Origin of the sequence: Streptomyces sp. R-74717, from assembly GCF_047305335.1 — a bacterium.
Taxonomy (GTDB): domain Bacteria; phylum Actinomycetota; class Actinomycetes; order Streptomycetales; family Streptomycetaceae; genus Streptomyces; species Streptomyces atratus.
The window spans coordinates 2,417,110-2,438,163 of record NZ_CP102361.1; the positions used below are offsets into that span (position 1 = coordinate 2,417,110).

Genomic DNA, 21,054 nt, shown 5'->3' on the forward strand with positions numbered 1-21,054 from the left:
CGGCCGCGACAGGCGGTCCCGCGCCGGTCAGTACAGCAGGTCCAGCTCGGCGCGGACCGTCTTTCCCGGCGGTACGCGGTCCAGCACCGCCCACCGGTCGGCCAGTGCCTCGACCAGAATCAGCCCGTGTCCGCTGCCGGAACCGGGCGGCGGCGGTACAAGCTCCCCCGGCCCCGGCGGGCGTCGCTCGCCCCGCGTATCACCGACCTCGATCCGCAGGACGCCGAGCACCTGCGTGTCGCCCGGTGCGTGGGTGAGCCGCAAGTCGAAGTCACGGCCCGGCACCCGGCCGTGCGTTACCGCGTTCGCGGCCAGCTCGGCAATGATCAGCGCCGCCGTCTCCGATGCGTCACTGCGGTACGGGATGCCCCAGTCATGCAGCACGTGCAGTGCGAGATGCCGGGCGAGCCTTGCTCCTCGCGGCGTGGAGCTGAAGCGTTGCGCGAACACACTTACGGTGAACGGCGATTGAGGAGTGGCGAGTGCTTCCATGCGCCCACCGTGACGGCCGGAACACCCATCGGACCAGCTCAGCAACTCGTACGCTGAGTCAGCGTACGGGCGCAGAGGGTAGACGGTACGCGTAACAGTCCGTGACCATGGGCGAGTTGCGGACCGGCAGGCAAGGCACGGGAGGTGGCCGGACATGACGGACGGCGTCGGCGGAACGGGTGGGGCGGCGGGCACGAACGGGGAGCCGGAACCCTCGGACAGCCTGAAGGCGTTCGGCGAGGTCGTCAAGGTCTTCCGTAAGCGAGCGCTGCTGACCCAGGAGCAGTTCGCCCCGATGGTGCGGTACTCGGTGCCGACGGTCGCCTCGATCGAGCAGGGGCGCCGATTTCCGCCGCTGGCCTTCGTCGAACGGGCGGAGGAGGTGCTGGACGCGTTCGGGGTCATCAAGGCGGCGGCAAGGCATCTTTCGCGACGGCCGGGGTTGGCTAGCTGGTTCCGGCAGTGGGCGCAGTTGGAGGCGGAGGCGCTGAGCCTGTACACGTACGAATGCCGGTTGATTCCGGGGCTGCTGCAGACGGAACCGTACGCGCGGGCGTTGTTCGTGAATCAGCTTCCGCCGCTGGGTGACGATCAGATCGAGGCACAGCTCTCGGCTCGACTCGACCGACAGCGACTGCTCACGGAACGGCCGAACACCGCGTACAGCTTCATCCTGGAAGAGCACCTGTTCCTGCGGCGGACGGGCGGTGCAGAGGTCACAAGGAACCTCATCGATCACGTTCTCCGGCTGGTCCAGCTCCGGAACGTCGAGGTCCAGATCATGCCGCAGGTTCGGGAGAGTCACGCCGGGCTGGACGGACCGATGCAACTGCTGGAGTCCCCGGACCACAAGTGGTTCGGCTACGGCGAGGGACAGAAGAGCGGCCACTTCCATGCCGACCCGGCAGTCGTCAGCGTGCTCCAGATGCGGTATGCCAGGATGCGTTCACAGGCCCACTCCCTCGAAGACTCCGTGGGCCTGTTGCAGCGGATGCGAGGAGCGGTATGAGCACCACAGACCTGGCCTGGTTCAAGAGCAGCTACAGCGGCGGCGACGGCGACTCCTGCGTAGAAGTCGCCCTCTCCTGGCACAAGTCCAGCTACAGCGGCGGTTCCGGCGACGACTGCGTAGAGGTCGCCACCTGCCCCACCACCGTCCACGTCCGGGACTCCAAGGTCGAGCAGGGCCCCCAACTCGCCCTCTCCCCCGCCGCCTGGACCGGCTTCGTCGCGTACGCCATGAACGGCTGATCGTACGCGAACCGGCACGACACCGCGCCGCACACCGGATCAACTCCGTTGCGCGGCGCGGCGGGTATCAGTTGTCAAGCGCCAAACGTCAGGACAGCGCCAGCTCGGTGACGTTTTCGGCCTGCAGGACCCACGTCGCGCTCAGGCCGCCTTCCTGACCCGTTCCTCGCCGTTGCCCTTGAGGACGCCGATGCGCTTGCCGGACAGGGCGACCTACTTGACCTCTCCGGCTTCCTTGACCCAGGTCGCGCTGAGGCCGCCCTCCTTCACGTGGGCATCGCCGTTGTCACGCAAGGTGCCGATGCGATTGCCGCCGTCTCCGGAGACCGTGCCGGGCACCGCGTTGGCCGTGGACGCATCGGTGAGGCCGGCCAGCGCCAGAAGGCGGCGGCCTCGGAGAGAGTCTTGAGATTCATCCGAGTAACTCCTGTACGCAGAGCGACTCTTGGGCCCGGATCGCGGCGCCCACGGGGGATTGATCAATCCGAAGACGATCAACGACTGGCACAGCCTGGGATGCGTAGGCCATTGCAGTGATGGGGGAGCACTGGGCAGGGTCCTCGCCGCGCGTCGCGCGCCGGGCTGGGGCGGCAAGGACGTAACCACCGGCTCGGATCAGTACGCGAAGCAGGACTTGCCCAGTTCCGTCGTCGCGACGCGCAGGATGGCGCTGTCCGTCGGAAGGACGGTCACCGGCGGGCGCTGCGTAAGGTCCCGTTGAACTGCACGCACCGACAAGGGTTGGCAGACTCAGTACGAGTGCCCGAGCGCGCCCCAACGCCTTCGTGACTGTTCAGTCCAGCAGGGTCGTGACAACCAGGAAGTCGTCGTAGGCCTCGCCGTACTGCTTGGCGGCGAGCAGGAACATGGCACGGTCTGTCAGGGCCCTGGCCAGCAGGGCCCGGCCCTCCTCCGCTCCCAGGTCGTCCAGGCGGCGGGCGAGTGCCACACCGTTGTCGAAGAGCGGCCGCAGCGGTTTCAGAATGCGATGGGTGCGGTTCTCCCGGTGGAGCGCCGAACGGATGGTCAACCTGCGGTGTGCGGCGATCAGTCCCGGAAGGTGGCGGTGCGGGTCGGTCCTGGCCGCCTCGGTCAGTCGGGCGGTCTCCTCTTCCAGGGCGGGGAGGCTGTCGAAGTAAGCCTGCCTGGTGTCGTGCGACCAGAGAGTCGAACCGAACGGCGGTGCCGGTGCACGGGGAGACGCCTCCGGCTCCTGCGCTCGGCCCGACAGGCCGAGCAGCATGGTCCACCAGGAGAGGATGTCGCTCCAGCTCCTGCGCTCCCCGGTCTCCCCCAGCTCGGCAAGGAGGCCGAGAGCCTCTTTCCGGGCCGCTCCGGCCCCGGCCCGGCGCCCGGCGGCGTCCAGCATCTGGGAATGGCGGACCAGTTCCCACGTCAGGATGGCCAGCGACGTGCTCCCGGCAACGAGTTTGCTGCGGTCGGCGTCCACCATTTCCGCGAAGGCGTCCAGGGCCGCGTCGTGAAATCCGGCTGCGTCCAGTTCAGCCGCCCATTCCACCGTGGCCCAGAAGGAAACATCGGCCGAGCCTTCCGAGCGTGCGGCCTGGACGATCCTCCCGCAGATCTCCGCAGCCTCCCGGTGGCGTCCCTCCTCGGCCAGTACGGCGGCCAGCCGCCCGTGCCCGTACACGGGGCTCTGCACCTGCCCCTGCTTGAACCCCTGCCGCCCGGCCTCGGCCATCTCCTCGCATATCGCGAAGCCATCCACTCGTCGGCCGGCGGAGTACAGCTGGTGCTGGTAGGCGGTCAGGGCACGGATAAGAAACTCCGTCCTTCTCGGCTCACCTGCGCCGATCCGCCGGGCGGCGGCCGCCGCCTGGGCGTGCAGAGCGAGTTGTATGTCCGGGCGGTCCCGGAACTCCTGCGCGTAACCGAACGAGAGCAGTGCCTTGGACAGCTTCGGCAGGTAGGTCAGGGGGCTCACCTCGGCCAGCACCCGGTACGCGTCGATCTCTTGCTCGACGCTCAGCCCACCGGATCCGAGCAGCATCGTCCGTGCCCGCAGCACCGCGTCCTGATCGACGTTCTCGGAAAGATTCATGACGGTGATTCTGAGAGCCGGAAACACTGCGGGACAAGGCTCCTGAGCTGTGCCGTCGGTCCTACGAAAAAGGGCCGTTGAACTGTCATGATGGGTGTGGTTTCACCTCTCGGCGCCTTGAGCGGCCCACAAGGGCCGACTGAACGTCGGAACCCCGACCGTGCCGGGCGTACGGGCGCTGCGTACCGCCCCGTTGGACTGAATGCCCCGGCAAGGGATGACCGGGCGACCTTCCGGCACGGTGCATGCGGGAACGGTGCGCCTTGATAGCGTCGCTCCCGCGATTGCGGACCGCTCCCCGCCGGGGTCGTCGCTGCGCCCGGACGGCCTGCCCTCGACGGCCGACGGAGCGGGCGTGCTGACGCTACGGGGACGTTCGCGGCAAGGACGAAGAGGGCCGACGCATGAGCCTCGCGCAGTTGCACTACACCTCTGCCTCTGCGGGGGAAGACGGGGGCGGCGCACGGTTCACGGCGGTCAGCGCCGGAATACCCACGCCGGTGCTGGCCGAGGCCGAGCAGCTCCTCGGCTACGAGCCGCCGGCCGGGGCCCCGTACCACCCCACGACCGCTGAACTCCGTTCGTTCCCCGAGGCGTTCAGCTTCAGTGCACTGTCCGACGGCAGCCATCTGCTGAGCCGTACAGTGGCGCTCGGCGGCTCCGGCGCCGGCCGTTTCCACGCGCACGCGGTGCACCTGCCTGCCGGTACCGGGCTGCCCGGCGACGTTCCGGCGATCACGGCTTGGCGGTCGCCGAACTGGGCCTCCACCACACCGCACGGCGGCACGCCCGGCCGAATGGCCTCCCTGCCCGCCTCCGCCGCCTTCGGGCCGGAGGCGCTGAACGACTTCGCGGTCTCCCGGAGCCCCTGGCTGGCGGCGGTCTTCGCCGACCTGCGCCGGGCGAGCGAGGAATCGTCGTCGACGCGAGTGGTACTCGTGGAGCGGCAGAGCGCCGATGTGGCCCGGTGGATCGCCCTGGCCGGGGCCGTACTCCCGCCGGAGAACGCGCGGCGGCTGACCTTCACGACCTACACGCGCCATCCGGCGCAGTCTCCGCACCAGGTCGTCGGAGTGCTGCCGCAGGACGTACCGGAACCGAACCGCTCCGACGACGGGCACGGGCTCCGGGTGCACAACTGCACCGGGCCACGCCCGGCGGGGCCGGTGGATGACGCCTGGGCCGAGACCTGCGCCCGGATCTGGCGGAGTCGGTCCCCGGAGCTGTTCCGGGCGGCGGCGGAGCTGCCCGGAGAGCCCTTCGCCGCCGGACCGCTCGCCGTCACAGCACTCTGCGCGGGCGTCGCGCTCGGCACCGTCGAGCGCGCCGCGGCCGCCGACTGGGCCGCCGAGCGGCCGTACGCGCTGGACGAGGAGCGGACGCGGCTGCTGACCGACGCGCTGACCGCCCCCGGCGTCGACCGCACGAGCAACGAACTCGCCTGCGTGGCACGGCTGTTGACCGCACTCGATGGGCGGTCGCCCGCCGCGACGACCGCATCGCTCGCCGCTCTGCTGGTGACGGAGGCGGTACACGGAGGCGATGTCACACTCGAACCCCCAGCACGCTCGGCCTTCGCCGAACCGGCCGGGGAGCGCGCCTCCGCCGCACTCGTCACGGCCCTGGGCGACGACCTCCGTACCGAACTCGCCACCGGTGCGCCCACCGTGCCCGGCCGCAGTGTGGCGCGCACCGTGCAGCTGCTGCGGATCGCGCGGCTGCTCGACGTGGACTGCGCGGACCTGCTCCCCGATGTCGTACACCGGATGGCCCGGTCCCTGCTGGACGAAGGGGCGGCCGGCTGCGGGCCGGTGCTGCTCGACCTCCTGGACGAACAGTTCGATGTCCGTACCACGCTGCTGGGCGAGCTGGACCGGATCGCCCCGCACGATCCGGCGGGAACGGAGCGGCTGCTGACCGGTGTCGCCCTGCCGTTCACCGGGACGCAGGCGCTGCCGCATCTGCGGATGTGCGCGGCGGCACCGGACGCCAGGGCGGGCGACGGCGACCGCGTGAAGGTGCTGCACACGGTGCTCCGAGCCGGTGGAATGTCACCCTTCACCGAACCACTGGTGCTGCGCACGGCGGTGGGGCTGGTCTGGGGCGAGGACACACCCACCGCGGGCGAGGCGCGGCTGCTGCTCGGCGGGACCACCTCCGACGCACACCGTATGGCCGGTACGTGGTCCGTTCTTGTCGCGGCGGCGCTCGGCGCCCCCGCCGACGAGGAGGCCCCCGAACTCGCCCATGACCTGCTGCGCGGCTTCCCGCAGGAGATCGACGCGCGGGTGCGCGGCGCCCTGCTGCTCCTGGATTTCGCACGGGACGTGCGGTCGGGGGCGGCGGAGCCCGGCTGGACGGAACGGGCCCGGAAGCTGTGCGCCGGGGTCGAACCGGTGGAGCCGGGCGTGCGCGACCAGGCGTTCGGCGCCCTGGCCGGGAGGCTGCTCGCTCCGGACCGGCCCGAGGCCGAGCTGTACGCGTTCGTCCACAGCGACGACGCGGACCTCATCGCGGCCTACGGCAGGGCCGCCCGCCAGGACACGGTCCTCGGCCGGCTGCGTTCCGAAACCGCCTATGTGGCCGACTGCTTCACCGTCTGGAGCTCCCACCCGCATGCGGGCCGCGCCTGGAACGAGACCCGGGCGGCGCTGCTGGAGGAGGTGCTGCGGCCTGTGGTGCGCGGACTGTCCGGCGGCGAGGTGGCCGCCGTGGAGGAGGCCGCCGAGCGTACGGGCAGCAGCCGCACGGCGGAGGCGTTCCGGGCGTGGAACCGGCCGGGCGGCTTCGGCAGACGGCTCGGCAGCAGGCTGACGGCACGGGTGCGGCGGTCGTAGCCGAGCTCAGGACATCAAGAGGTCGCGAGTCCTCGGGCAACCCGCGGGCGTCAGTTGTGCCGGACCGTGCTGCCCGGAGTCCGTGATCAGGCGGAAGTTACCTATAAGTATGTAGTGACTTTGTGCGCAATCGACAGTAGAACCTGCTTCACTCTGTCGAGAGTGAAGGACGCCACATGAATGACACCACCATGCATGATGCTGGATCCAAGAGTGTCTCGCGTCGAAGGTTCATCGCAGGAACCAGTTCTATTCTGGGAGCCGTGGCTCTCATCGGCCACGCCACCTCGGCTCAGGCGAAAGCTGTCTCCACTGCGGCTCCGATCGACTCCGGGACCCATGTCCCGGCCCTGGTGATCGGCACCGGATACGGGGGCTCCGTAGCCGCCCTGCGTCTCGCCCAGGCCGGCATCGACGTACACATGATCGAGATGGGCATGGCCTGGGACACGCCCGGCCCGGACGGCAAGATCTTCGCCAACACGACCCAGCCGGACAACCGGTCCTACTGGCTCCGCACCAAAACCAAACAGCCCCTCAGCAACTTCCTCGGCTTCCCCATCGACAAGGACATCTCCCGCTACACCGGGATCCTGGACGCCGAGGAATTCGGCGGCATCACGGTCTATCAGGGGCGCGGTGTCGGAGGCGGTTCGTTGGTCAACGGCGGCATGGCGGTCACTCCCAAGCGCGAGAACTTCGGCGCCATCCTCCCGTCGGTGAACGCCGACGACATGTACGGCATCTACTACCCGCGTGCCAACGCCGGGCTCGGGGTCAACACCATCGACCCGGCCTGGTTCGAGACCGCCGAGTGCTACCAGTACGCCCGGGTCGGCCGTAAGCAAGCCCAGCGTTCCGGCTTCCCGTTCGTCTTCGTTCCCACCGTGTACGACTGGGACTACATGAAGCAGGAGGCGGCCGGTACCGTCCCCAGATCGGCGCTGGACGGCGAGATCCTCTACGGCAACAACTACGGTAAGAAGTCGCTGGCGAAGACCTACATCGCCCAGATCAGGGCCACCGGCAAGGTCACCATCTCTCCACTGCACAAAGTCACCTCGGTCGCCCCGGCGGCCGGTGGCGGCTACACCGTCCTCATCGACCAGATCGACACCAACGGGGACACCGCGACCACCAAGTCCGTGACCGCGGACAAGGTGTTCTTCGCGGCAGGCAGCGTCGGCACCAGCAAGCTGCTGGTCACGCTGAAGGCCACCGGAGCGCTGCCCCGCCTGAACGACGAGATCGGCAAGGGCTGGGGCGACAACGGCAACGTCATGTGCGGCCGCGCCAACCACCTGTGGGACCCGACCGGCAAGGTCCAGGCGTCCATACCCACGGGCGGCATCGACAACTGGGCTACTGGTGGTGCGTTCGCCGAGGTCGCGCCGCTGCCCACCGGGATCGAGACGTACGCCTCGTTCTATCTGTCGATCACCAAGAACCCGAACCGCGCCGAGTTCTCCTGGAACGCCGCGACGAGCAAGGTCGATCTGAGCTGGCAGACCTCCTGGAAGCAGCCGTCCATCGACGCGGCCAAGACGGTCTTCGACAAGATCAACCAGACGGAGGGGACGATCTACCGCACCGACCTCTTCGGCACCTACAAGATCTGGGGCGATCACCTCACGTACCACCCGCTCGGAGGCGCGGTGCTGAACAAGGCCACCGACAACTACGGCCGCCTCCACGGCTACTCCGGCCTGTACGTCATCGACGGCTCGCTGATCCCCGGCAACACCAGTGTCAACCCGTTCGTCACCATCACCGCGCTCGCCGAACGGAACATCGAAGAGATCATCGCTGCCGACCTGTAACGGTGAGATCGAAGCCCGGGGCCGGGCGGGCTCGCCGAGCGGCCCCGGACCACTTCAGTGCCCGGGCAGCGCGCACACGGTGTCGAGGCCCAGCACATGGTTGAGCCGGCCGAACGCCAGCCACGAGCCGATGCTCATGCTCAGCTCCACGATCTCGGGCTGGCTGTAGTGCGCGGTCATCCGAGTCCAGAACTCGTCATCGAGGCCGTGGTGGTCCAGGGCGTACCGCTCGGCGTACTCGGCGGCCAACCGGGTCCGGTCGTCGAAGGCGTCAGTGGTGCGCCACTGGGCCACCGCGTCGGCGAACTCCTCCTCGACCTTCGCTCCGTCCCGTTCGGTCCGCCAATCAAGGCAGAAGATGCACCCGTTGATCTGTGCGATCCGCAACCGCGCGGCCTCGAACTCGCGTAGTCCGAGGGTCGTGTGGGCATACACCGACATCGAGAAATTCGCGGCGGCGATCCCGATCCCGGGGATCATCTCCCCCCACACGTACTCGATCGCATCCTTGCCTTCGGGGATATCGATGTTCATCGTTGTCTCCTTCCGAGTCTGCCGACCGCGGGGCGCAGTGGGACGTCGAGCGCGTCGTAAAGTCCGGGGTCCGCGCCCACAAGCCAGTCGATGGCGCTCACGAGCCTGCCGACTGCGGTGGCGTTCCCGCCCGCGGACCGGTTCTCGCCCTCGTCGGTGGCCTCGACCGTGACCTCGATGCGCGGGCGGCCCTCGATGACCACCCGATGTGCGCCGTCGCCGTCGGGCGGCGTCGGCCAGTCCGGTGCGCAGGACGGATGGATGCGCGTGATGTGCTCGATGATGATGCGGGGTTCGCCCTCGACGATGCCTTGCACCTCGAACCGGACAGCGCCCTGGGTGCCCGCCTCGAACTCGCCCATCGTCCTGGTACTCACCATGGTCTCAAGAGGGCGCCGGTCCAACGTCTCGCGGATGTCGTCGAGTTCGACACCGAGGGCCCTGGCCATCAGTCGCACTTGGCCGCCCCAGACCATCGTGGGGACCGTCGGCGCGAGCATCAGCGGCTCGTAGTCCATCGGCTGTCCCATGCCGACCAAGTACCGGACCGAGTCCTCCTGGTCGTAGGTGGAGTAGTCGAAGATCTCCTGACAGCGGATCACATCCACGGTGGTGCCGAGTCCGCTGATCAGCAGCGGCAGCACGTCGTTGCCCCAGCCGGGGTCGACACCGGAGACGAACAGCGAGCCGCCGCCCTCAGCGATGGCGGCCAGCACCGGATCCCGCAACTCCGGCGGGGCGCCCAGCTGGTCGTAGAGCGCGTACACCGCAGGGGTGACGACTACGGCTCCGCCCCGGATGGCCCTGATGATGTCGGTGAGGGCCTCGTCGGGGCGGATGTCGCCGGACGCCGCGTACACCACCGCCTGGGGGCCGGAGGCCAGCACACTGTCGATGTCGTCGGTCGCGGCAACCCCCAGACCGCGGTCGAGCCCTCCGAGGTCGCCCGCGTCGCGGCCGACCTTGTCGGGGTTGTGGACGAGCACGGCAGTGAGCGTCAGCGCCGGATGGGCATCGACGGCACGGATCGCCGCGCGGCCGACGTTGCCAGTACCCCAGACAACCGTGGAAATCATGCGCGGAGGGTAGCGAGAGGGCGCATCAGTTCATAGTGGCGTGACCGGAAAGAATTCCAAACGCTCGTGCGTAGCAGGGCGACGAGTGGGCTTTCCCGGACAGCGTGCCGTGCCAGCAATTCCAGCACGAGCTGAGGCACACCCAGGCGCACTGAAGGGTGGCGGTGAGGTTGCGGCCCGTCCTGAGCTTCCGGACCCGGCCGGACATACGTCACGGCTTCCCCGGAGCGACCGGTACCGTAGAACGTACGATCTCGTGGGCCTCCTGACGGACTGCGTGAACCGCCAGAGGAACAGATGAGGAAGCCATGACGACGAACCGCGGACGCAAGGACGTCATCCGGGACCGGATGGCCGCGACCGGCGAGTCGTACAACGTCGCCGCCCGCAATCTGAAGGCGATGAAGGACATGGGCGCCACGCGTGAGGCCGTCCTCACCCAGCGCTGGCGTCCCGCCGACTCGTTCGACGTTCCGTGCCCCTGCGGTGGTACGTGCGAGCCGGGCGAGCGGTGCGAGCGCTGCCATGCGCTGCACCGGCATGTGGCGCGCTACCCCGGCAGTGTCACGGACGTGGAGACCTGGGCGGACCGTTACGACTGCACGGGCTGCGCTTCCTCGTACATCCTGACGGTCGCGCTGCCCGGCCGGCCGTGGGGTGTCGCCGAGACGGTCGTCCAGGGCGGGTCCGCGGAGCCGGTCGTGCGGGCCAGTGTCTTCCCGGGGGTCGCCCACCCGCTGCTGCGGCCGGAGAACCCCGAGGGCGAGGACGAGGGCTGACGCCCGGCGTCAGCCCTCGCTCGGGTCGAGGCCGTCAGCCCTCGTCGGGCGTCAGGCGCAGTGAGATCGAGTTGATGCAGTACCGCTGGTCCGTCGGGGTCGGGTAGCCCTCGCCCTCGAAGACATGGCCGAGGTGCGATCCGCAGCGGGCGCAGCGGACCTCGGTGCGGACCATGCCGTGGCTGCGGTCCTGGATCAGTTCGACCGCGTCCGTGTCCTTCGGGTCGTAGAAGGACGGCCAGCCGCAGTGCGACTCGAATTTGGTGTCGGAGCGGAACAGCTCCGCGTCACAGGCGCGGCAGGAGTAGACGCCCGTGGTCTTGGTGTCGGTGTACTCGCCGACGAAGGCGGGTTCGGTGCCGGCCTGGCGCAGGACCGCGTACTCGGCGGGCGTCAGCTCCGCCCGCCACTGCTCGTCCGGCTTCTCGATGTCGTACGACACGTCGCTCCCTCAGCTCGACAGGTGGTCCAGGATCTGCGGGCCGAGGTCCGTGACGTCGCCCGCCCCCATGGTGAGAACGAGGTCGCCGGGCTTCGCCATTCCCGCGATGACCTCGGGGACGGCCGCCTTGTCGTGGACGGCGGTGACATCGGCGCCCGCGGACCTCGCGGCGTCGATGATCAGGTCGCTGGTGATGCCGGGGATCGGGTCCTCGCGGGCCGGATAGATGTCCAGGACCACGGAGGCGTCGGCCAGTGCGAGGGCCTGGCCCATCTCGGCGCCGAGCTCCTGGGTGCGGGAGAAGAGGTGGGGCTGGAAGACGACCAGGAGGCGGGCGTCGGACGCGGCGCCGCGCATCGCTTCGAGGTCCGCGGTCATCTCGGTGGGGTGGTGTGCGTACGAGTCGATGACCTGCACGCCCGCGGCCTCGCCCTTGAGCTGGAGGCGGCGCTTGACCCCGGTGTACTTGCCGAGGGCCGAGGCCAGGTTGTGGGCCGGGATGCCGAGGGCGACACCGGCGGCGAGGGCCGCGACCGCGTTGTGGGCGTAGTGGCGGCCGGGCACGGAGACCGTGAACGTGAGGTACTTCCCGTTCAGGATGACCGTGACCTCGCTGGTCAGACCGCGCGGGGTGACCTTGTGGACGCGTACGTCGGCGGTCTCGGACTCGCCGTAGGTGACGACCTTCACCGAGGACAGGGCGCGCACCCGCTTGGTCAGCTCCACGGCGCCGGGCTGGTCGGCGGCGATCACCAGGGTGCCGCCGGGGACGATCTTGCCTGCGAACGTCTCGAAGGATTCGTAGATCTCGTCCATCGAGGCGTAGTTCGCGTGGTGGTCCAGCTCGACGTTGAGCACGATCGCGACCTCGGGGTCGTACTTCTGGAAGCTGCGGTCGCTCTCGTCCGCCTCGGCGACGAAGATCTGGCCCTCGCCGTGCGCGGCGTTGGTGCCGGGGCCCGCGAGGTCGCCGCCGATGGCGTACGAGGGGTCGAGGTTCAGCTCGGACAGGGCGACGGCCAGCATCGATGTGGTGGTCGTCTTGCCGTGCGTACCGGCCACCGCGATCGCGCGCAGGCCCCCCATCAAGGAGGCCAGCGCGTCGGAGCGGTGCACGACGGGGATCGACAGCTCGGCGGCGCGCACCAGCTCCGGGTTGTCGGCGCGGATGGCGCTGGAGACGACCACGCACGAGGCGTCGTCCGCCAGATGTCCGGCGGCGTGCCCGATGTGCACGGTCGCCCCCAGGGCTCGCAGCGCCTCGGCCGTACCCGACTCCTTGGAGTCACTGCCCGCGACCTTCGCGCCGCGCTGGGTGAGGATCTTCGCAATGCCCGACATTCCGGCGCCGCCGATGCCGATGAAGTGCGGTCGTTCCATGGCGGCAGGAATACCGGGTGCCATACGTGTGTCTCCCCAGAAGTCGAAACGAGTACCCGCCCAGCCTATTCGCTGTGCGCGAAGAGCTTGAGCACCGGTACGCCGACCTTGTGCCGGGCCCTGGACGCCCAGTCCCTGTGAAAGAACTCTTCCACGTAGTGGGGCGCGGTCAGCACGATGACTTCATCGGCCTCCGCGTCGTCGACCACGGACTTCAGCTTGGCCAGCGGGTGCTCCTCGATCACCTGCCCGACCGCTTCGGAGCCTGCCTGACGCAGGGCCTCGAGCGACACTTCGAGCGCCAGTTCGGCGGACTGCCTGGCATTCTTGCCCTCCGGCTCCTCACGCTCCCGGGCGGCTTCCTTCAGTTCGCCCATCGCCAGGTCGTCGATGGCCCGCAACAGCACATCGGCCTGGTCACCGCGCGGCTGCATGAGCACGACGAAGGAGGTCCGCTCCTCCCCGTGCAGGGTGGTGACGAACTCGACGTCCTCGGAAGTGAGGGGCTTCTCGATCATCAAAACGCTGGTGAACACCACGGGCGCCCTTCTGCTTCAGTAACCGTCGCCAGTCTCTGCCGAAACCATCCTTCCCCGTGCTCGCACGGGGTCTGCGAGTAATTGTGCCCACCGGGGGCTAACCGGAACGACAAATTCCGACGATTGTCAGATCCGACGGTATCGGGTGAAGAGGAACCCGGCCTCTTCCAGCATCGATGTCAGGGCGAATCGTTCCGGCACGGCCACCGAGGGGCCACCGGCGATCCGCTGCGCGTCTCCGGCGGTCAGCATCGGCGAGAGGGTCAGACAGAGCTCGTCCAGCACCCCGGCCGCCACGAACTGGCCCAGCATCCTGGGTCCGCCCTCGGTCAGCAGCCGCTTGAGTCCGCGGTCCGCCAGCTCCCGTACGGCCCTGGCGGGGTCCACCCGGGAACCCTCCCCCGCGATCACCACCTCGGCGCCCGCCTTCCGCGCCGCCTCGATCCGGTCCGCAGGGGCTCCATTGCCGGTCAGCACGAGAGTCGGGACGAGCGGCGAGACGAAGAGCGGCAACGAGAAGTCCAGGTCCAGGCTGCCGCTCACCACGGCGATCGCCGGTGCGGGCCCCTGCCCGGCCGCTGCCCGGCGGGCGGCGAAGGCCTCGCGGGCCCTGGCGGGCCGGTAGCCCTCCAGCCGTACGGTCTCCGCCCCCGCCACGACCACGTCGGCCAGACCGCGCAGGGTGCCGAAGATCCGCATGTCACTCTCGCAGGAGATCGGCTGCGAGCGCCCGTCGTGCTGAGCGGCGCCGTCGAGCGTCGAAACCATGTTGGCGCGCAGCCAGGGGCCGTCCTGCTCTGGGTACGCGTAGGCGTCGGCCAGATGGTCCAGACTCCACTCCCCCTCGTCGTCAGGCGGTGTCAGGTCGGTCACAGGGAAGAGGCGTCGCATGTTCTGCAGTCTGGCACGGCGCTTAAGGTTGAGAGTTGTGTCGTCCTCCACCGCCGTGCCGGGGCAGAGCCCCATAGCCGAAACGGCCCCGCTGTCCCTGTGTGCCCTTGAGCCGCACGTCCCCGCCGACCGCCTGGTCGCCGAGATGGTGCCGCCGCCGCGCTTCGACTCCGTACGCTTCGATACGTATGTCCCGGACCCCAACCAGCCGAGCCAGGTCGAGGCGGTCAAGGTCCTGAGCGGCTTCGCGGCCGGGCTCGGCGGGGCACACGCCACCGGCTCCGGCAAGAACAGAAGAGCGCGAAGCGCATCCTCGGAGGGATGGTGGCGGGCGACGGGTGGGCGGTTCAGCAAGAAGCCGGCGGCGCCCGCGTCGCCTCTCGGGGTCTACCTCGACGGCGGCTACGGCGTCGGCAAGACGCACCTGCTGGCCTCCCTCTGGCACGCCACGCCCGCCGCGCCGTCACTGAAGGCGTTCGGCACCTTCGTCGAGCTGACCAACCTTGTGGGTGCGCTGGGCTTCCAGCAGACCGTGCAGACGCTGAGCGGGCACCGGCTCCTGTGCATCGACGAGTTCGAGCTGGACGACCCGGGTGACACGGTACTGGTGTCATCGCTGCTCAGCAGGCTGGTCGAGGCGGGGGTCGCGCTCGCCGCCACCTCCAACACGCTGCCCGGCAAGCTCGGTGAGGGCCGGTTCGCCGCCGCCGACTTCCTGCGGGAGATCCAGGGGCTGTCCTCGCACTTCCGTCCGCTGCGGATCGACGGCGAGGACTACCGCCACCGAGGGCTGCCCGAGGCTCCCGCGCCGTACTCCGACGAGCAGGTCACCAAGGCCGCGTACGCCACCGAGGGCGCCAGCCTGGACGACTTCCCCTCGCTCCTCGACCATCTCGCCCGGGTCCATCCGAGCCGCTACGGCGCGCTGACGGACGGACTGCGGGCGGTCTGCCTCACCGAGGTCCAGCCGGTGCCGGACCAGTCGACCGCGCTGCGGCTCGTCGTCCTCGCCGACCGGTTGTACGACCGGGAGGTTCCGGTGCTCGCCTCCGGGGTGCCGTTCGACAAGCTGTTCAGTGAGGAGATGCTGAACGGCGGGTACCGGAAGAAGTACTTCCGGGCGATCTCCCGGCTGACGGCGCTGGCACGCGACGCAAAGGGTCTGGTGGCGCAGTAGGTTCGGGGCGTACCACCCTTCGGGGGCGTATCACCGAGGTGCCCCGGCGCGCCTCGTATCTCCCGTATCACCGCGCACACCGTTTGAAGGGATCCAGCATGGCTACCACGCGTCAGGCGCACACGGTCTGGGAAGGCAACCTGATCGAGGGCAAGGGTGTCGTCACCTTCGACTCCTCCGGCATCGGCGACTACGAGGTCTCCTGGCCGTCCCGCGCGGAGAAGGCGAACGGAAAGACCAGTCCCGAGGAGCTCATCGCGGCGGCACACTCCAGCTGCTTCTCGATGGCGCTGTCCAACGGCCTGGCCACCGCCGGCACCCCTCCGACCCGGCTGAACACCCGGGCCGAGGTCACCTTCCAGCCCGGTACCGGCATCACCGGTATTCACCTCACCGTCCAGGGCGAGGTGCCGGGTCTCGACGAGCCGGGCTTCGTCAAGGCCGCCGAGGACGCCAAGGCGAACTGCCCCGTCAGCCAGGCGCTGACGGGCACGACGATCACGCTCACCGCGTCCCTGGCCTGACCCCACGGGCCCCTGCGGGCCCGTGACACGCACGAGGCTCAGTGACCCGCATGGTTCCCGCGCGGCGATACGCGTGGTACACACATGCGGGTCACTTCTCCTGTCCGCCAGCAGGGAGTTGCCTCATGTCATCAGCAGCAGCACGACGACTCGCAACACGACGACAGGTCCTGGCCGGCAGCGGCGCGGCCGTTGCCTCGGTCGCCTTCGCCGGGGCGTTCTCCGAACTCTTCGCGGGTACCGCCGCCGCCCGTGGGCACAGCGGCTACGGCCCGCTCGTGCCCGACCCGGACGGTCTGCTCGACCTCCCGAAGGGCTTCCGCTACCGGGTCCTGTCCCGGGAGGGCGACCCGCTCCGCTCCGGCGAGGGCCAGGTCCCCAGCAACCACGACGGCATGGCTGCCTTCATGGGCCGGCACGGACACGTCCGTCTCATACGCAATCACGAGAACCGCGCCACCGGAAGAATCCCGGTCCCGACCGTCGAGGGCCTCACCTACGACCCGATGGGCAAGGGCGGCTGTACCGCCCTGGAGCTGGACGGCCGCAACAACGTCCTCGGCGAACGCGTCGCCATCGCCGGTACGGCGGTGAACTGCGCGGGCGGCCGCACCCCTTGGAACACCTGGCTGACCTGCGAGGAGACCGAGGACAAGGCCGGCACCAACGGCTACACCAAGGACCACGGCTTCATCTTCGAAGTGGACGGCGCCGATCCGCACCGCACCGGGGCCGTGCCGCTCACCGCGATGGGCCGCTTCCAGCACGAGGCGATCGCGATCGACCCGAAGAGCGGGATCGTGTACGAGACGGAGGACGCGTTCGACAAGCCGTTCGGGCTCTTCTACCGCTTCCTGCCGAGGAAACCGCTCGGCGGGACGGGCTCGCTGCGGGCCGGCGGCCATCTGGAGGCCATGCGGGTGCCCGGTGTCCCCGACCTCTCCGTGATCCAGGAGACCGGTGCGAGTTTCGAGGGCGTCGAGTGGGTTCCCGTACCGGATCCGCAGGCGGCCGGGACTCCGATCCGGTTCCAGGACTTCGGTCCGAAGGGCATCACGCACGCGCAGAAGCTGGAGGGCTGCTACTGGGGCGGGTCCGCGGTCTGCTTCGTCTCCAGTTTCGCGCACAGCTCGCAGGGTTCGGCGGCCGACCACTACGGCCAGGTGTGGAAGTACGAGCCGAAGCGGCGCCGTCTCACGCTGGTGATCGTCTTCGGTCCCGGTACGGACGTGCAACTGCCCGGCGAGTCCCCCGACAACATCTGCCTGGCGTCCGACGGCGGACTGATGGTGTGCGAGGACGGCGACGGCGCGCAGCATGTGTTCGGCGTGACGCGGGGAGGCGAGGTGTACGCGATGGCGCGGGGCCGGCAGAACATCGGGACGTCCGAGGAGCCCGCGTGGGGCGAGTTCGCCGGGGTCACGTTCGCTCCGGACGGCGGGACGATGTTCGTCAACTGCTATACGCCAGGAACGACGTTCGCGGTGACGGGGCCGTGGCGCTGATGCGCTGATGCGCTGATGCGCTGATGCGCTGATGCGCTGATGCGCTGATGCGTTGATGCGCTGATGCGTTGATGCGCTGATGCGCTGATGCGTTGATGCGTTGATGCGTTGATGTGCAGGGGGCGGGCAGCTGTTGCCCGCCCCCTGCACACTACGGGGCCGGGCCTCTGCGAAGCCTTCTACCAATGGGTGAACGCCCTGTCCACCGTGCGCAGATGAGGCCGTTCGGCGGCAGTGGCCCGGTACTCGCGGGCCTCGTCACGGTCGATGACGACACCGATACCGGGCAGGTCGCTGCGCTCGACCTGATGCGAACGCGCCCGTCCTAGCCGGAGCACGCCGTGCGCTGGGCCTCCTGCCATTCGCAGACCGGGCAGAGCGTGACGCCCTTGACCGACTCCGGGTACTCGGTCGGCTTCCGGCACAGCACGCACTCTGCGTACGGAGGTCCCGCGGCGGGCGCGGGGGCCACGGCGGGCGTTCCGCAGTACGACTCGTCCACGCGTACGTCGATGCGCTCATCCATGCGTACGAGCCTACTCAGCCGCGCAGCGAAGTGAGCTTGCAGGCGAGCGCGGCCACCGCCGCTGCGAGAGCGGCGGCTGCGACGAGCGGCAGGAGCGGCACGTGCACCGTGCCGGTCCGCGAGCCGGTGACCAGGCCCGTCACGGCGTGGTTCGCGGGCGAGCCGCTGGTCACCAGGGCCAGCAGTGCGGCGAGCACGGTGGTGGCAACGGACCAGCCGCGCCGGTGCAGCAGTGGCCGGGTGCACAGCGCACCGACAGCCGCCCCCAGCAGCACGCAGCAGACGGCGGCGAGCAGTCCGGCGAGCCCGGCGGGCAGCAGTGGCACCCGGACGGCGTTGTCGGCGCTGGCCGGCTTGCTGATCAGCAGCACGATCAAAGTGGCGGCCGCGCCCAGCAGCCCGGCGCACCCCAGCGCGGCGAGCAGCGACGCCAGATGGACCCGCGGCGATCCCGCCACCGCGGCGGTGACGGTCCGGGCGGCGGGCGGCTCCTGGTTGACACAGAGCTGTACGAGCCAGGCGGTGACGGGCAGGAGCCCGGCGGCGGCGTATCCGAGCGAGTCGAGGACGGGCTGCCCCGACTGCACGCCGATGCCGAGGAAGGCCGCGTACAGCAGAACGGGGGCGAGCCAGCGCTGGGAGCGGATCAGCAGGGCGGTCTGGTAACGGAGGAGGGCGGTCATGGTGCCTCGGGGGTCGAGCGGGCACCGGGGGCCGGGGCAGCCTTCGGATGCGGAGCGGCCTCCGGTTCCGGAGCGGCGCCGGGGGTGGTCGTCAGATGTCGGATGTGCCAGGGCGGGCGCGCGGCGAGCAGGGCGCGCAGCAGCGCGTCGGAGTGCGTGGCCGCGACGGTGAGCCGTACTGCCCCGTCTGCCGCGGGCGTGCGCTCGGGCGTACCCGGCAGCTGGGCGGGAAGTGCGGCGCCCGGTGGGCCCGCCGCCTCGATGCGTACCTGCGGCCCGGCCCCCTCGGCTCGTGCCACGGGTACGGCGGCGAGTCCGTGCCTCTCGACCCGGAACACGGCGTGGACCGCCCCGGCGAGCCGGCGTGGGTCGTGGTCGACGAAGACGACGGTGGAGCCCGCCGCGACCCGCTCGGCCACGGCCCGGTCCAGCTCGTCGCGGGCCGCGGCGTCCAGGCCGGTCCATGCCTCGTCCAGGACCAGCAGCTCCGGTTCGGCGAGGAGCGCCTGGGCGACGGCGACCTTCTGACTGGTCCCTTTGGAGAGTTCCGGGAGAGGTGTACGGGCATGGCCGGCGGCCCCGAAACGGGCGAGCCACGCCTGCGCCCGGTCCGCCGCCTCGGAGGTCCGCAGGCCGTGGACCCGGCCGAGGTGGACGAGGTACCCGGCCGCGGTGAACGGCAGCGCGGCCGAAAAGCGCTCGGGCACGTATGCCGTACGGGGCCTGCGGCCGGTGATCCGGCCCTCCGTCGGGGCGTCGATACGGGCGAGCAGCTTCAACAGCGTCGACTTGCCGGTGCCGTTGGCACCCTCGATCCGGATCAGGGTGTGCGCGGGCAGGTCGAGGTCGATCCCGCGCAGCACCCATGGGCCGCCGAGGCCGTACCGGCGGCCCACCCCGCGCAGGTTCAGTTGGCCGACGCCTTCTCGGGCTTGAGCTCGCTGGGCCGTACGATCACGAATCCTTCCCCGTCCAGCCGCAGTTGGACGGCCTCTCCGGACCCGCCGCGCATCATGGAGCCGAAGCTCTGCGAGCGGTGCAACGATGTGGTCAGGTTGGCGCTCCAGCCGACCACCGCGTCCGTGTCGACGCAGACCGGCTGCTGGGGCGTGACGGGTATCACGATGGGGTGGCCCTCACACACGAGGCCGAGCTTGCCATATCCGGTGAAGACGCTGTTGAAGATGCCGCCGCCGGTCATCCCGGCGCCCTTCACGGTCTTGATCTCGTAGGAGAGCGTGGCATCGAAACAGAGCACGTTGCGGCCGTTGACGGTGAGGACGTCGCCCTGCTCCATGTCCACGATGAAGCAGTTGGCGGCCTCGTGCGCGAACCAGGCCTCGCCCTGGCCGCGGACCGCCATCAGCGGCAGCCCCTCGCCGGTGACGGCGCGCTTGAGCATGCCGCCGAGGCCCTGGCCCTTGCGCTCGAACTGCAGATCACCGCGGAAGGCGATCATCGATCCCTGGCGTGCGTGCATCTCGCCGTTGACGGCGTACTTGATGGATTTGGCGTTCTGCAGGGTCATTCCGGGGGCGGTTGCCTGCTGCGCCATGTTCTCACTGGAAAAGAGATCGCTCTTCATGCGGTGCATCCTCACCCGGAGCGATTCATTCCGCCAAGAAGCGTTTCTCGGGCGGCTGGCAGACTGGGACGAGTGAGCGACAACGACACCCCCGTATCCCCGTCGGAATCCCCGGCCACGTCCTACTCCCCCGTGGCGGACAGCCCGTTCAGGTCCGAGCGGACACACCGCGACGAGGCCCAGCAGTACGTGCTGCCGCTGGTCGTGCACATCGAGAAGACGGCTCCCCCGGCCCGTACCGACGCGCTGCGGACCGCCGCCCGCGCCGTGCTCGTGATGCTCTCCGACGAGCGGTCGGCCGGCGAGGGCGAGTGGGCGCAGGCGATGCGGGACTGGCAGGACGCCCGGATCCGCAAGGTGGTGCGCCGGGCGCGCGGCGCGGAGTGGCGCAAGGCGTCCACGCTGCCCGGCATCACGGTCACCGGCGAGAGCGCCGAGGTGCGGGTCTTCCCGCCCGTGCCTCTGGACGGCTGGCCGAAGGAACTGGCGAAGCTCCAGGTCTCGGGGACGGATCTGGACGACCCCGAGCCGCCGGCCGCGCCCGACACCGCGGGCCCGGTGCTGTGGCTGAACCCGGAGCTGGACATGTCGGCGGGCAAGGCGATGGCGCAGGCCGGGCACGGTGCGCAGCTCGCCTGGTGGGAGCTGTCGGAGACGGAGCGCAAGGCGTGGCGCGAGGCGGGCTTCCCGCTGTCGGTCGCCACTCCGGAGGCGGGCCACTGGCAGGAACTCACGGTGAGCGGGCTTCCGGTGGTGCGTGACGCCGGGTTCACCGAGATCGCTCCGGGGTCGTGCACCGTGGTCGCCGACCATCCCGCGCTGCGCGGCTGAGCGGGGACGGGGGCCGCTCCCCCTTGTCCGCGGGGCCCGTTGAACATCCCGGTGCGGTGATGCGTACCTGCCGGTACTGCCGTACCGGCAGTATTCGACTTCGACGCGATCGCGCGCGAG

23 protein-coding genes are annotated in these 21,054 nt (G+C 69.8%); 9 read left to right on the top strand and 14 right to left on the bottom strand.

Going from position 1 to position 21,054, the window contains the following annotated elements; genetic code table 11:
- Positions 1 to 27: 27 nt before the first annotated feature.
- Entirely contained in the window at positions 28 to 492 is a 465-nt protein-coding gene (locus NRF20_RS10920) for an ATP-binding protein (RefSeq protein ID WP_413752488.1), read from the bottom strand.
- A 154-nt stretch (positions 493 to 646) separates the two neighbouring features.
- Between NRF20_RS10920 and NRF20_RS10925 the strand changes: the two genes are divergently transcribed.
- Both NRF20_RS10925 and NRF20_RS10930 read left to right on the top strand, forming a co-directional pair.
- Positions 647 to 1,501: a helix-turn-helix domain-containing protein gene (locus NRF20_RS10925; RefSeq protein WP_413752489.1), complete on the top strand. Its 855-nt coding sequence runs from the start codon at positions 647 to 649 to the stop codon at positions 1,499 to 1,501.
- On the top strand, positions 1,498 to 1,743 hold the full coding sequence (locus NRF20_RS10930) for a DUF397 domain-containing protein (RefSeq protein WP_413752490.1): 246 nt from the start codon (positions 1,498 to 1,500) through the stop codon (positions 1,741 to 1,743). The genes NRF20_RS10925 and NRF20_RS10930 overlap by 4 nt, the downstream gene beginning before the upstream one ends.
- 213 nt (positions 1,744 to 1,956) lie before the next feature.
- On the opposite strand, the gene NRF20_RS10935 is transcribed toward NRF20_RS10930, so the two are convergent.
- Both NRF20_RS10935 and NRF20_RS10940 read right to left on the bottom strand, forming a co-directional pair.
- The gene (locus tag NRF20_RS10935) at positions 1,957 to 2,082 is read right to left on the bottom strand and encodes a hypothetical protein (protein WP_413752491.1); all 126 of its coding nucleotides are present in this window, start codon (positions 2,080 to 2,082) and stop codon (positions 1,957 to 1,959) included.
- A gap of 454 nt (positions 2,083 to 2,536) precedes the next feature.
- On the bottom strand, positions 2,537 to 3,805 hold the full coding sequence (locus NRF20_RS10940; protein ID WP_413752492.1) for a hypothetical protein: 1,269 nt from the start codon (positions 3,803 to 3,805) through the stop codon (positions 2,537 to 2,539).
- Positions 3,806 to 4,209: 404 nt separating this feature from the next.
- Between NRF20_RS10940 and NRF20_RS10945 the strand changes: the two genes are divergently transcribed.
- Positions 4,210 to 6,642: a GTPase-associated protein 1-related protein gene (locus tag NRF20_RS10945; protein ID WP_413752493.1), complete on the top strand. Its 2,433-nt coding sequence runs from the start codon at positions 4,210 to 4,212 to the stop codon at positions 6,640 to 6,642.
- Between the two features lie 176 nt (positions 6,643 to 6,818).
- The gene (locus NRF20_RS10950) at positions 6,819 to 8,462 is read left to right on the top strand and encodes a GMC oxidoreductase (RefSeq protein WP_398629834.1); all 1,644 of its coding nucleotides are present in this window, start codon (positions 6,819 to 6,821) and stop codon (positions 8,460 to 8,462) included.
- Positions 8,463 to 8,516: 54 nt separating this feature from the next.
- On the opposite strand, the gene NRF20_RS10955 is transcribed toward NRF20_RS10950, so the two are convergent.
- Together NRF20_RS10955 and NRF20_RS10960 are read right to left on the bottom strand one after the other, a co-directional pair.
- Positions 8,517 to 8,996 (bottom strand): carboxymuconolactone decarboxylase family protein, encoded by a 480-nt coding sequence (locus NRF20_RS10955; protein ID WP_329836149.1) that lies wholly within the window; start codon positions 8,994 to 8,996, stop codon positions 8,517 to 8,519.
- Positions 8,993 to 10,072, bottom strand: a complete 1,080-nt coding sequence (locus tag NRF20_RS10960; protein WP_398629833.1) for a dihydrodipicolinate reductase — start codon at positions 10,070 to 10,072, stop codon at positions 8,993 to 8,995. The genes NRF20_RS10955 and NRF20_RS10960 overlap by 4 nt, the downstream gene beginning before the upstream one ends.
- A 308-nt stretch (positions 10,073 to 10,380) precedes the next feature.
- Between NRF20_RS10960 and NRF20_RS10965 the strand changes: the two genes are divergently transcribed.
- On the top strand, positions 10,381 to 10,851 hold the full coding sequence (locus NRF20_RS10965) for a hypothetical protein (RefSeq protein ID WP_398629832.1): 471 nt from the start codon (positions 10,381 to 10,383) through the stop codon (positions 10,849 to 10,851).
- A gap of 34 nt (positions 10,852 to 10,885) precedes the next feature.
- Here the strand turns inward: NRF20_RS10965 and msrB are convergent, their stop codons facing one another.
- The 4 genes from msrB to NRF20_RS10985 form a co-directional block, all read right to left on the bottom strand.
- Positions 10,886 to 11,293 (bottom strand): peptide-methionine (R)-S-oxide reductase MsrB, encoded by a 408-nt coding sequence (msrB, locus tag NRF20_RS10970; protein ID WP_114247299.1) that lies wholly within the window; start codon positions 11,291 to 11,293, stop codon positions 10,886 to 10,888.
- A 9-nt stretch (positions 11,294 to 11,302) separates the two neighbouring features.
- On the bottom strand, positions 11,303 to 12,697 hold the full coding sequence (gene murC / locus NRF20_RS10975; RefSeq protein WP_266356836.1) for a UDP-N-acetylmuramate--L-alanine ligase: 1,395 nt from the start codon (positions 12,695 to 12,697) through the stop codon (positions 11,303 to 11,305).
- Positions 12,698 to 12,738: 41 nt separating this feature from the next.
- Entirely contained in the window at positions 12,739 to 13,191 is a 453-nt protein-coding gene (locus tag NRF20_RS10980; RefSeq protein ID WP_398629831.1) for an indole-3-glycerol phosphate synthase, read from the bottom strand.
- Between the two features lie 147 nt (positions 13,192 to 13,338).
- Positions 13,339 to 14,103, bottom strand: a complete 765-nt coding sequence (locus NRF20_RS10985; RefSeq protein ID WP_398629830.1) for a pyrimidine reductase family protein — start codon at positions 14,101 to 14,103, stop codon at positions 13,339 to 13,341.
- A gap of 37 nt (positions 14,104 to 14,140) precedes the next feature.
- Here NRF20_RS10985 and zapE point away from each other — a divergent pair, with 37 nt between their 5' ends.
- The 3 genes from zapE to NRF20_RS11000 all read left to right on the top strand — a co-directional run bounded on the left by zapE (position 14,141) and on the right by NRF20_RS11000 (position 17,309).
- Positions 14,141 to 15,280 carry a cell division protein ZapE gene (gene zapE, locus NRF20_RS10990; RefSeq protein WP_398629829.1) on the top strand — a complete coding sequence of 380 codons (1,140 nt, stop codon included), beginning with the start codon at positions 14,141 to 14,143 and terminating at the stop codon, positions 15,278 to 15,280.
- Between the two features lie 98 nt (positions 15,281 to 15,378).
- A complete protein-coding gene (locus tag NRF20_RS10995; RefSeq protein ID WP_266356842.1) occupies positions 15,379 to 15,804 on the top strand; it encodes an OsmC family protein in 426 nt (141 codons plus the stop codon).
- A gap of 125 nt (positions 15,805 to 15,929) precedes the next feature.
- Positions 15,930 to 17,309: an alkaline phosphatase PhoX gene (locus tag NRF20_RS11000; protein WP_398629828.1), complete on the top strand. Its 1,380-nt coding sequence runs from the start codon at positions 15,930 to 15,932 to the stop codon at positions 17,307 to 17,309.
- Between the two features lie 179 nt (positions 17,310 to 17,488).
- Here NRF20_RS11000 and NRF20_RS11005 read toward each other — a convergent pair whose 3' ends face one another.
- Genes NRF20_RS11005 through NRF20_RS11025 form a run of 5 tightly spaced genes read right to left on the bottom strand, consistent with a single transcriptional unit; the run spans position 17,489 to position 20,103 of the window.
- On the bottom strand, positions 17,489 to 17,647 hold the full coding sequence (locus NRF20_RS11005; protein ID WP_398629827.1) for a hypothetical protein: 159 nt from the start codon (positions 17,645 to 17,647) through the stop codon (positions 17,489 to 17,491).
- Positions 17,635 to 17,835 carry a hypothetical protein gene (locus NRF20_RS11010; RefSeq protein WP_266356846.1) on the bottom strand — a complete coding sequence of 67 codons (201 nt, stop codon included), beginning with the start codon at positions 17,833 to 17,835 and terminating at the stop codon, positions 17,635 to 17,637. Before NRF20_RS11010 ends, NRF20_RS11005 begins: the two co-directional genes overlap by 13 nt.
- A 14-nt stretch (positions 17,836 to 17,849) precedes the next feature.
- Positions 17,850 to 18,518: an ABC transporter gene (locus NRF20_RS11015; RefSeq protein WP_413752494.1), complete on the bottom strand. Its 669-nt coding sequence runs from the start codon at positions 18,516 to 18,518 to the stop codon at positions 17,850 to 17,852.
- Positions 18,515 to 19,381, bottom strand: coding sequence for an ATP-binding cassette domain-containing protein (locus tag NRF20_RS11020; RefSeq protein WP_413754558.1), 867 nt, complete (start codon positions 19,379 to 19,381; stop codon positions 18,515 to 18,517). Before NRF20_RS11020 ends, NRF20_RS11015 begins: the two co-directional genes overlap by 4 nt.
- A gap of 44 nt (positions 19,382 to 19,425) precedes the next feature.
- Positions 19,426 to 20,103, bottom strand: a complete 678-nt coding sequence (locus tag NRF20_RS11025) for an AIM24 family protein (RefSeq protein WP_398629825.1) — start codon at positions 20,101 to 20,103, stop codon at positions 19,426 to 19,428.
- Between the two features lie 72 nt (positions 20,104 to 20,175).
- Here NRF20_RS11025 and NRF20_RS11030 point away from each other — a divergent pair, with 72 nt between their 5' ends.
- The gene (locus NRF20_RS11030) at positions 20,176 to 20,934 is read left to right on the top strand and encodes a peptidyl-tRNA hydrolase (protein ID WP_413752495.1); all 759 of its coding nucleotides are present in this window, start codon (positions 20,176 to 20,178) and stop codon (positions 20,932 to 20,934) included.
- The last annotated feature ends 120 nt before the right edge of the window (positions 20,935 to 21,054 follow it).

What these genes read in the sequence shown, in the direction of transcription:
- NRF20_RS10995 (WP_266356842.1), top strand. Translation starts at nt 15,379, where the DNA reads ATGGCTACCACGCGTCAGGCGCACACGGTCTGGGAAGGCAACCTGATC.
- NRF20_RS11000 (WP_398629828.1), top strand. Translation starts at nt 15,930, where the DNA reads ATGTCATCAGCAGCAGCACGACGACTCGCAACACGACGACAGGTCCTG.
- NRF20_RS10960 (WP_398629833.1), bottom strand. Translation starts at nt 10,072, where the DNA reads ATGATTTCCACGGTTGTCTGGGGTACTGGCAACGTCGGCCGCGCGGCG.
- NRF20_RS10980 (WP_398629831.1), bottom strand. Translation starts at nt 13,191, where the DNA reads ATGATCGAGAAGCCCCTCACTTCCGAGGACGTCGAGTTCGTCACCACC.
- NRF20_RS10965 (WP_398629832.1), top strand. Translation starts at nt 10,381, where the DNA reads ATGACGACGAACCGCGGACGCAAGGACGTCATCCGGGACCGGATGGCC.
- NRF20_RS10925 (WP_413752489.1), top strand. Translation starts at nt 647, where the DNA reads ATGACGGACGGCGTCGGCGGAACGGGTGGGGCGGCGGGCACGAACGGG.
- NRF20_RS10945 (WP_413752493.1), top strand. Translation starts at nt 4,210, where the DNA reads ATGAGCCTCGCGCAGTTGCACTACACCTCTGCCTCTGCGGGGGAAGAC.
- NRF20_RS11015 (WP_413752494.1), bottom strand. Translation starts at nt 18,518, where the DNA reads ATGACCGCCCTCCTCCGTTACCAGACCGCCCTGCTGATCCGCTCCCAG.
- NRF20_RS10985 (WP_398629830.1), bottom strand. Translation starts at nt 14,103, where the DNA reads ATGCGACGCCTCTTCCCTGTGACCGACCTGACACCGCCTGACGACGAG.
- NRF20_RS10930 (WP_413752490.1), top strand. Translation starts at nt 1,498, where the DNA reads ATGAGCACCACAGACCTGGCCTGGTTCAAGAGCAGCTACAGCGGCGGC.
- NRF20_RS10940 (WP_413752492.1), bottom strand. Translation starts at nt 3,805, where the DNA reads ATGAATCTTTCCGAGAACGTCGATCAGGACGCGGTGCTGCGGGCACGG.
- NRF20_RS10920 (WP_413752488.1), bottom strand. Translation starts at nt 492, where the DNA reads ATGGAAGCACTCGCCACTCCTCAATCGCCGTTCACCGTAAGTGTGTTC.
- NRF20_RS11010 (WP_266356846.1), bottom strand. Translation starts at nt 17,835, where the DNA reads ATGGATGAGCGCATCGACGTACGCGTGGACGAGTCGTACTGCGGAACG.
- NRF20_RS11025 (WP_398629825.1), bottom strand. Translation starts at nt 20,103, where the DNA reads ATGAAGAGCGATCTCTTTTCCAGTGAGAACATGGCGCAGCAGGCAACC.
- NRF20_RS10950 (WP_398629834.1), top strand. Translation starts at nt 6,819, where the DNA reads ATGAATGACACCACCATGCATGATGCTGGATCCAAGAGTGTCTCGCGT.
- NRF20_RS10955 (WP_329836149.1), bottom strand. Translation starts at nt 8,996, where the DNA reads ATGAACATCGATATCCCCGAAGGCAAGGATGCGATCGAGTACGTGTGG.
- murC (WP_266356836.1), bottom strand. Translation starts at nt 12,697, where the DNA reads ATGGCACCCGGTATTCCTGCCGCCATGGAACGACCGCACTTCATCGGC.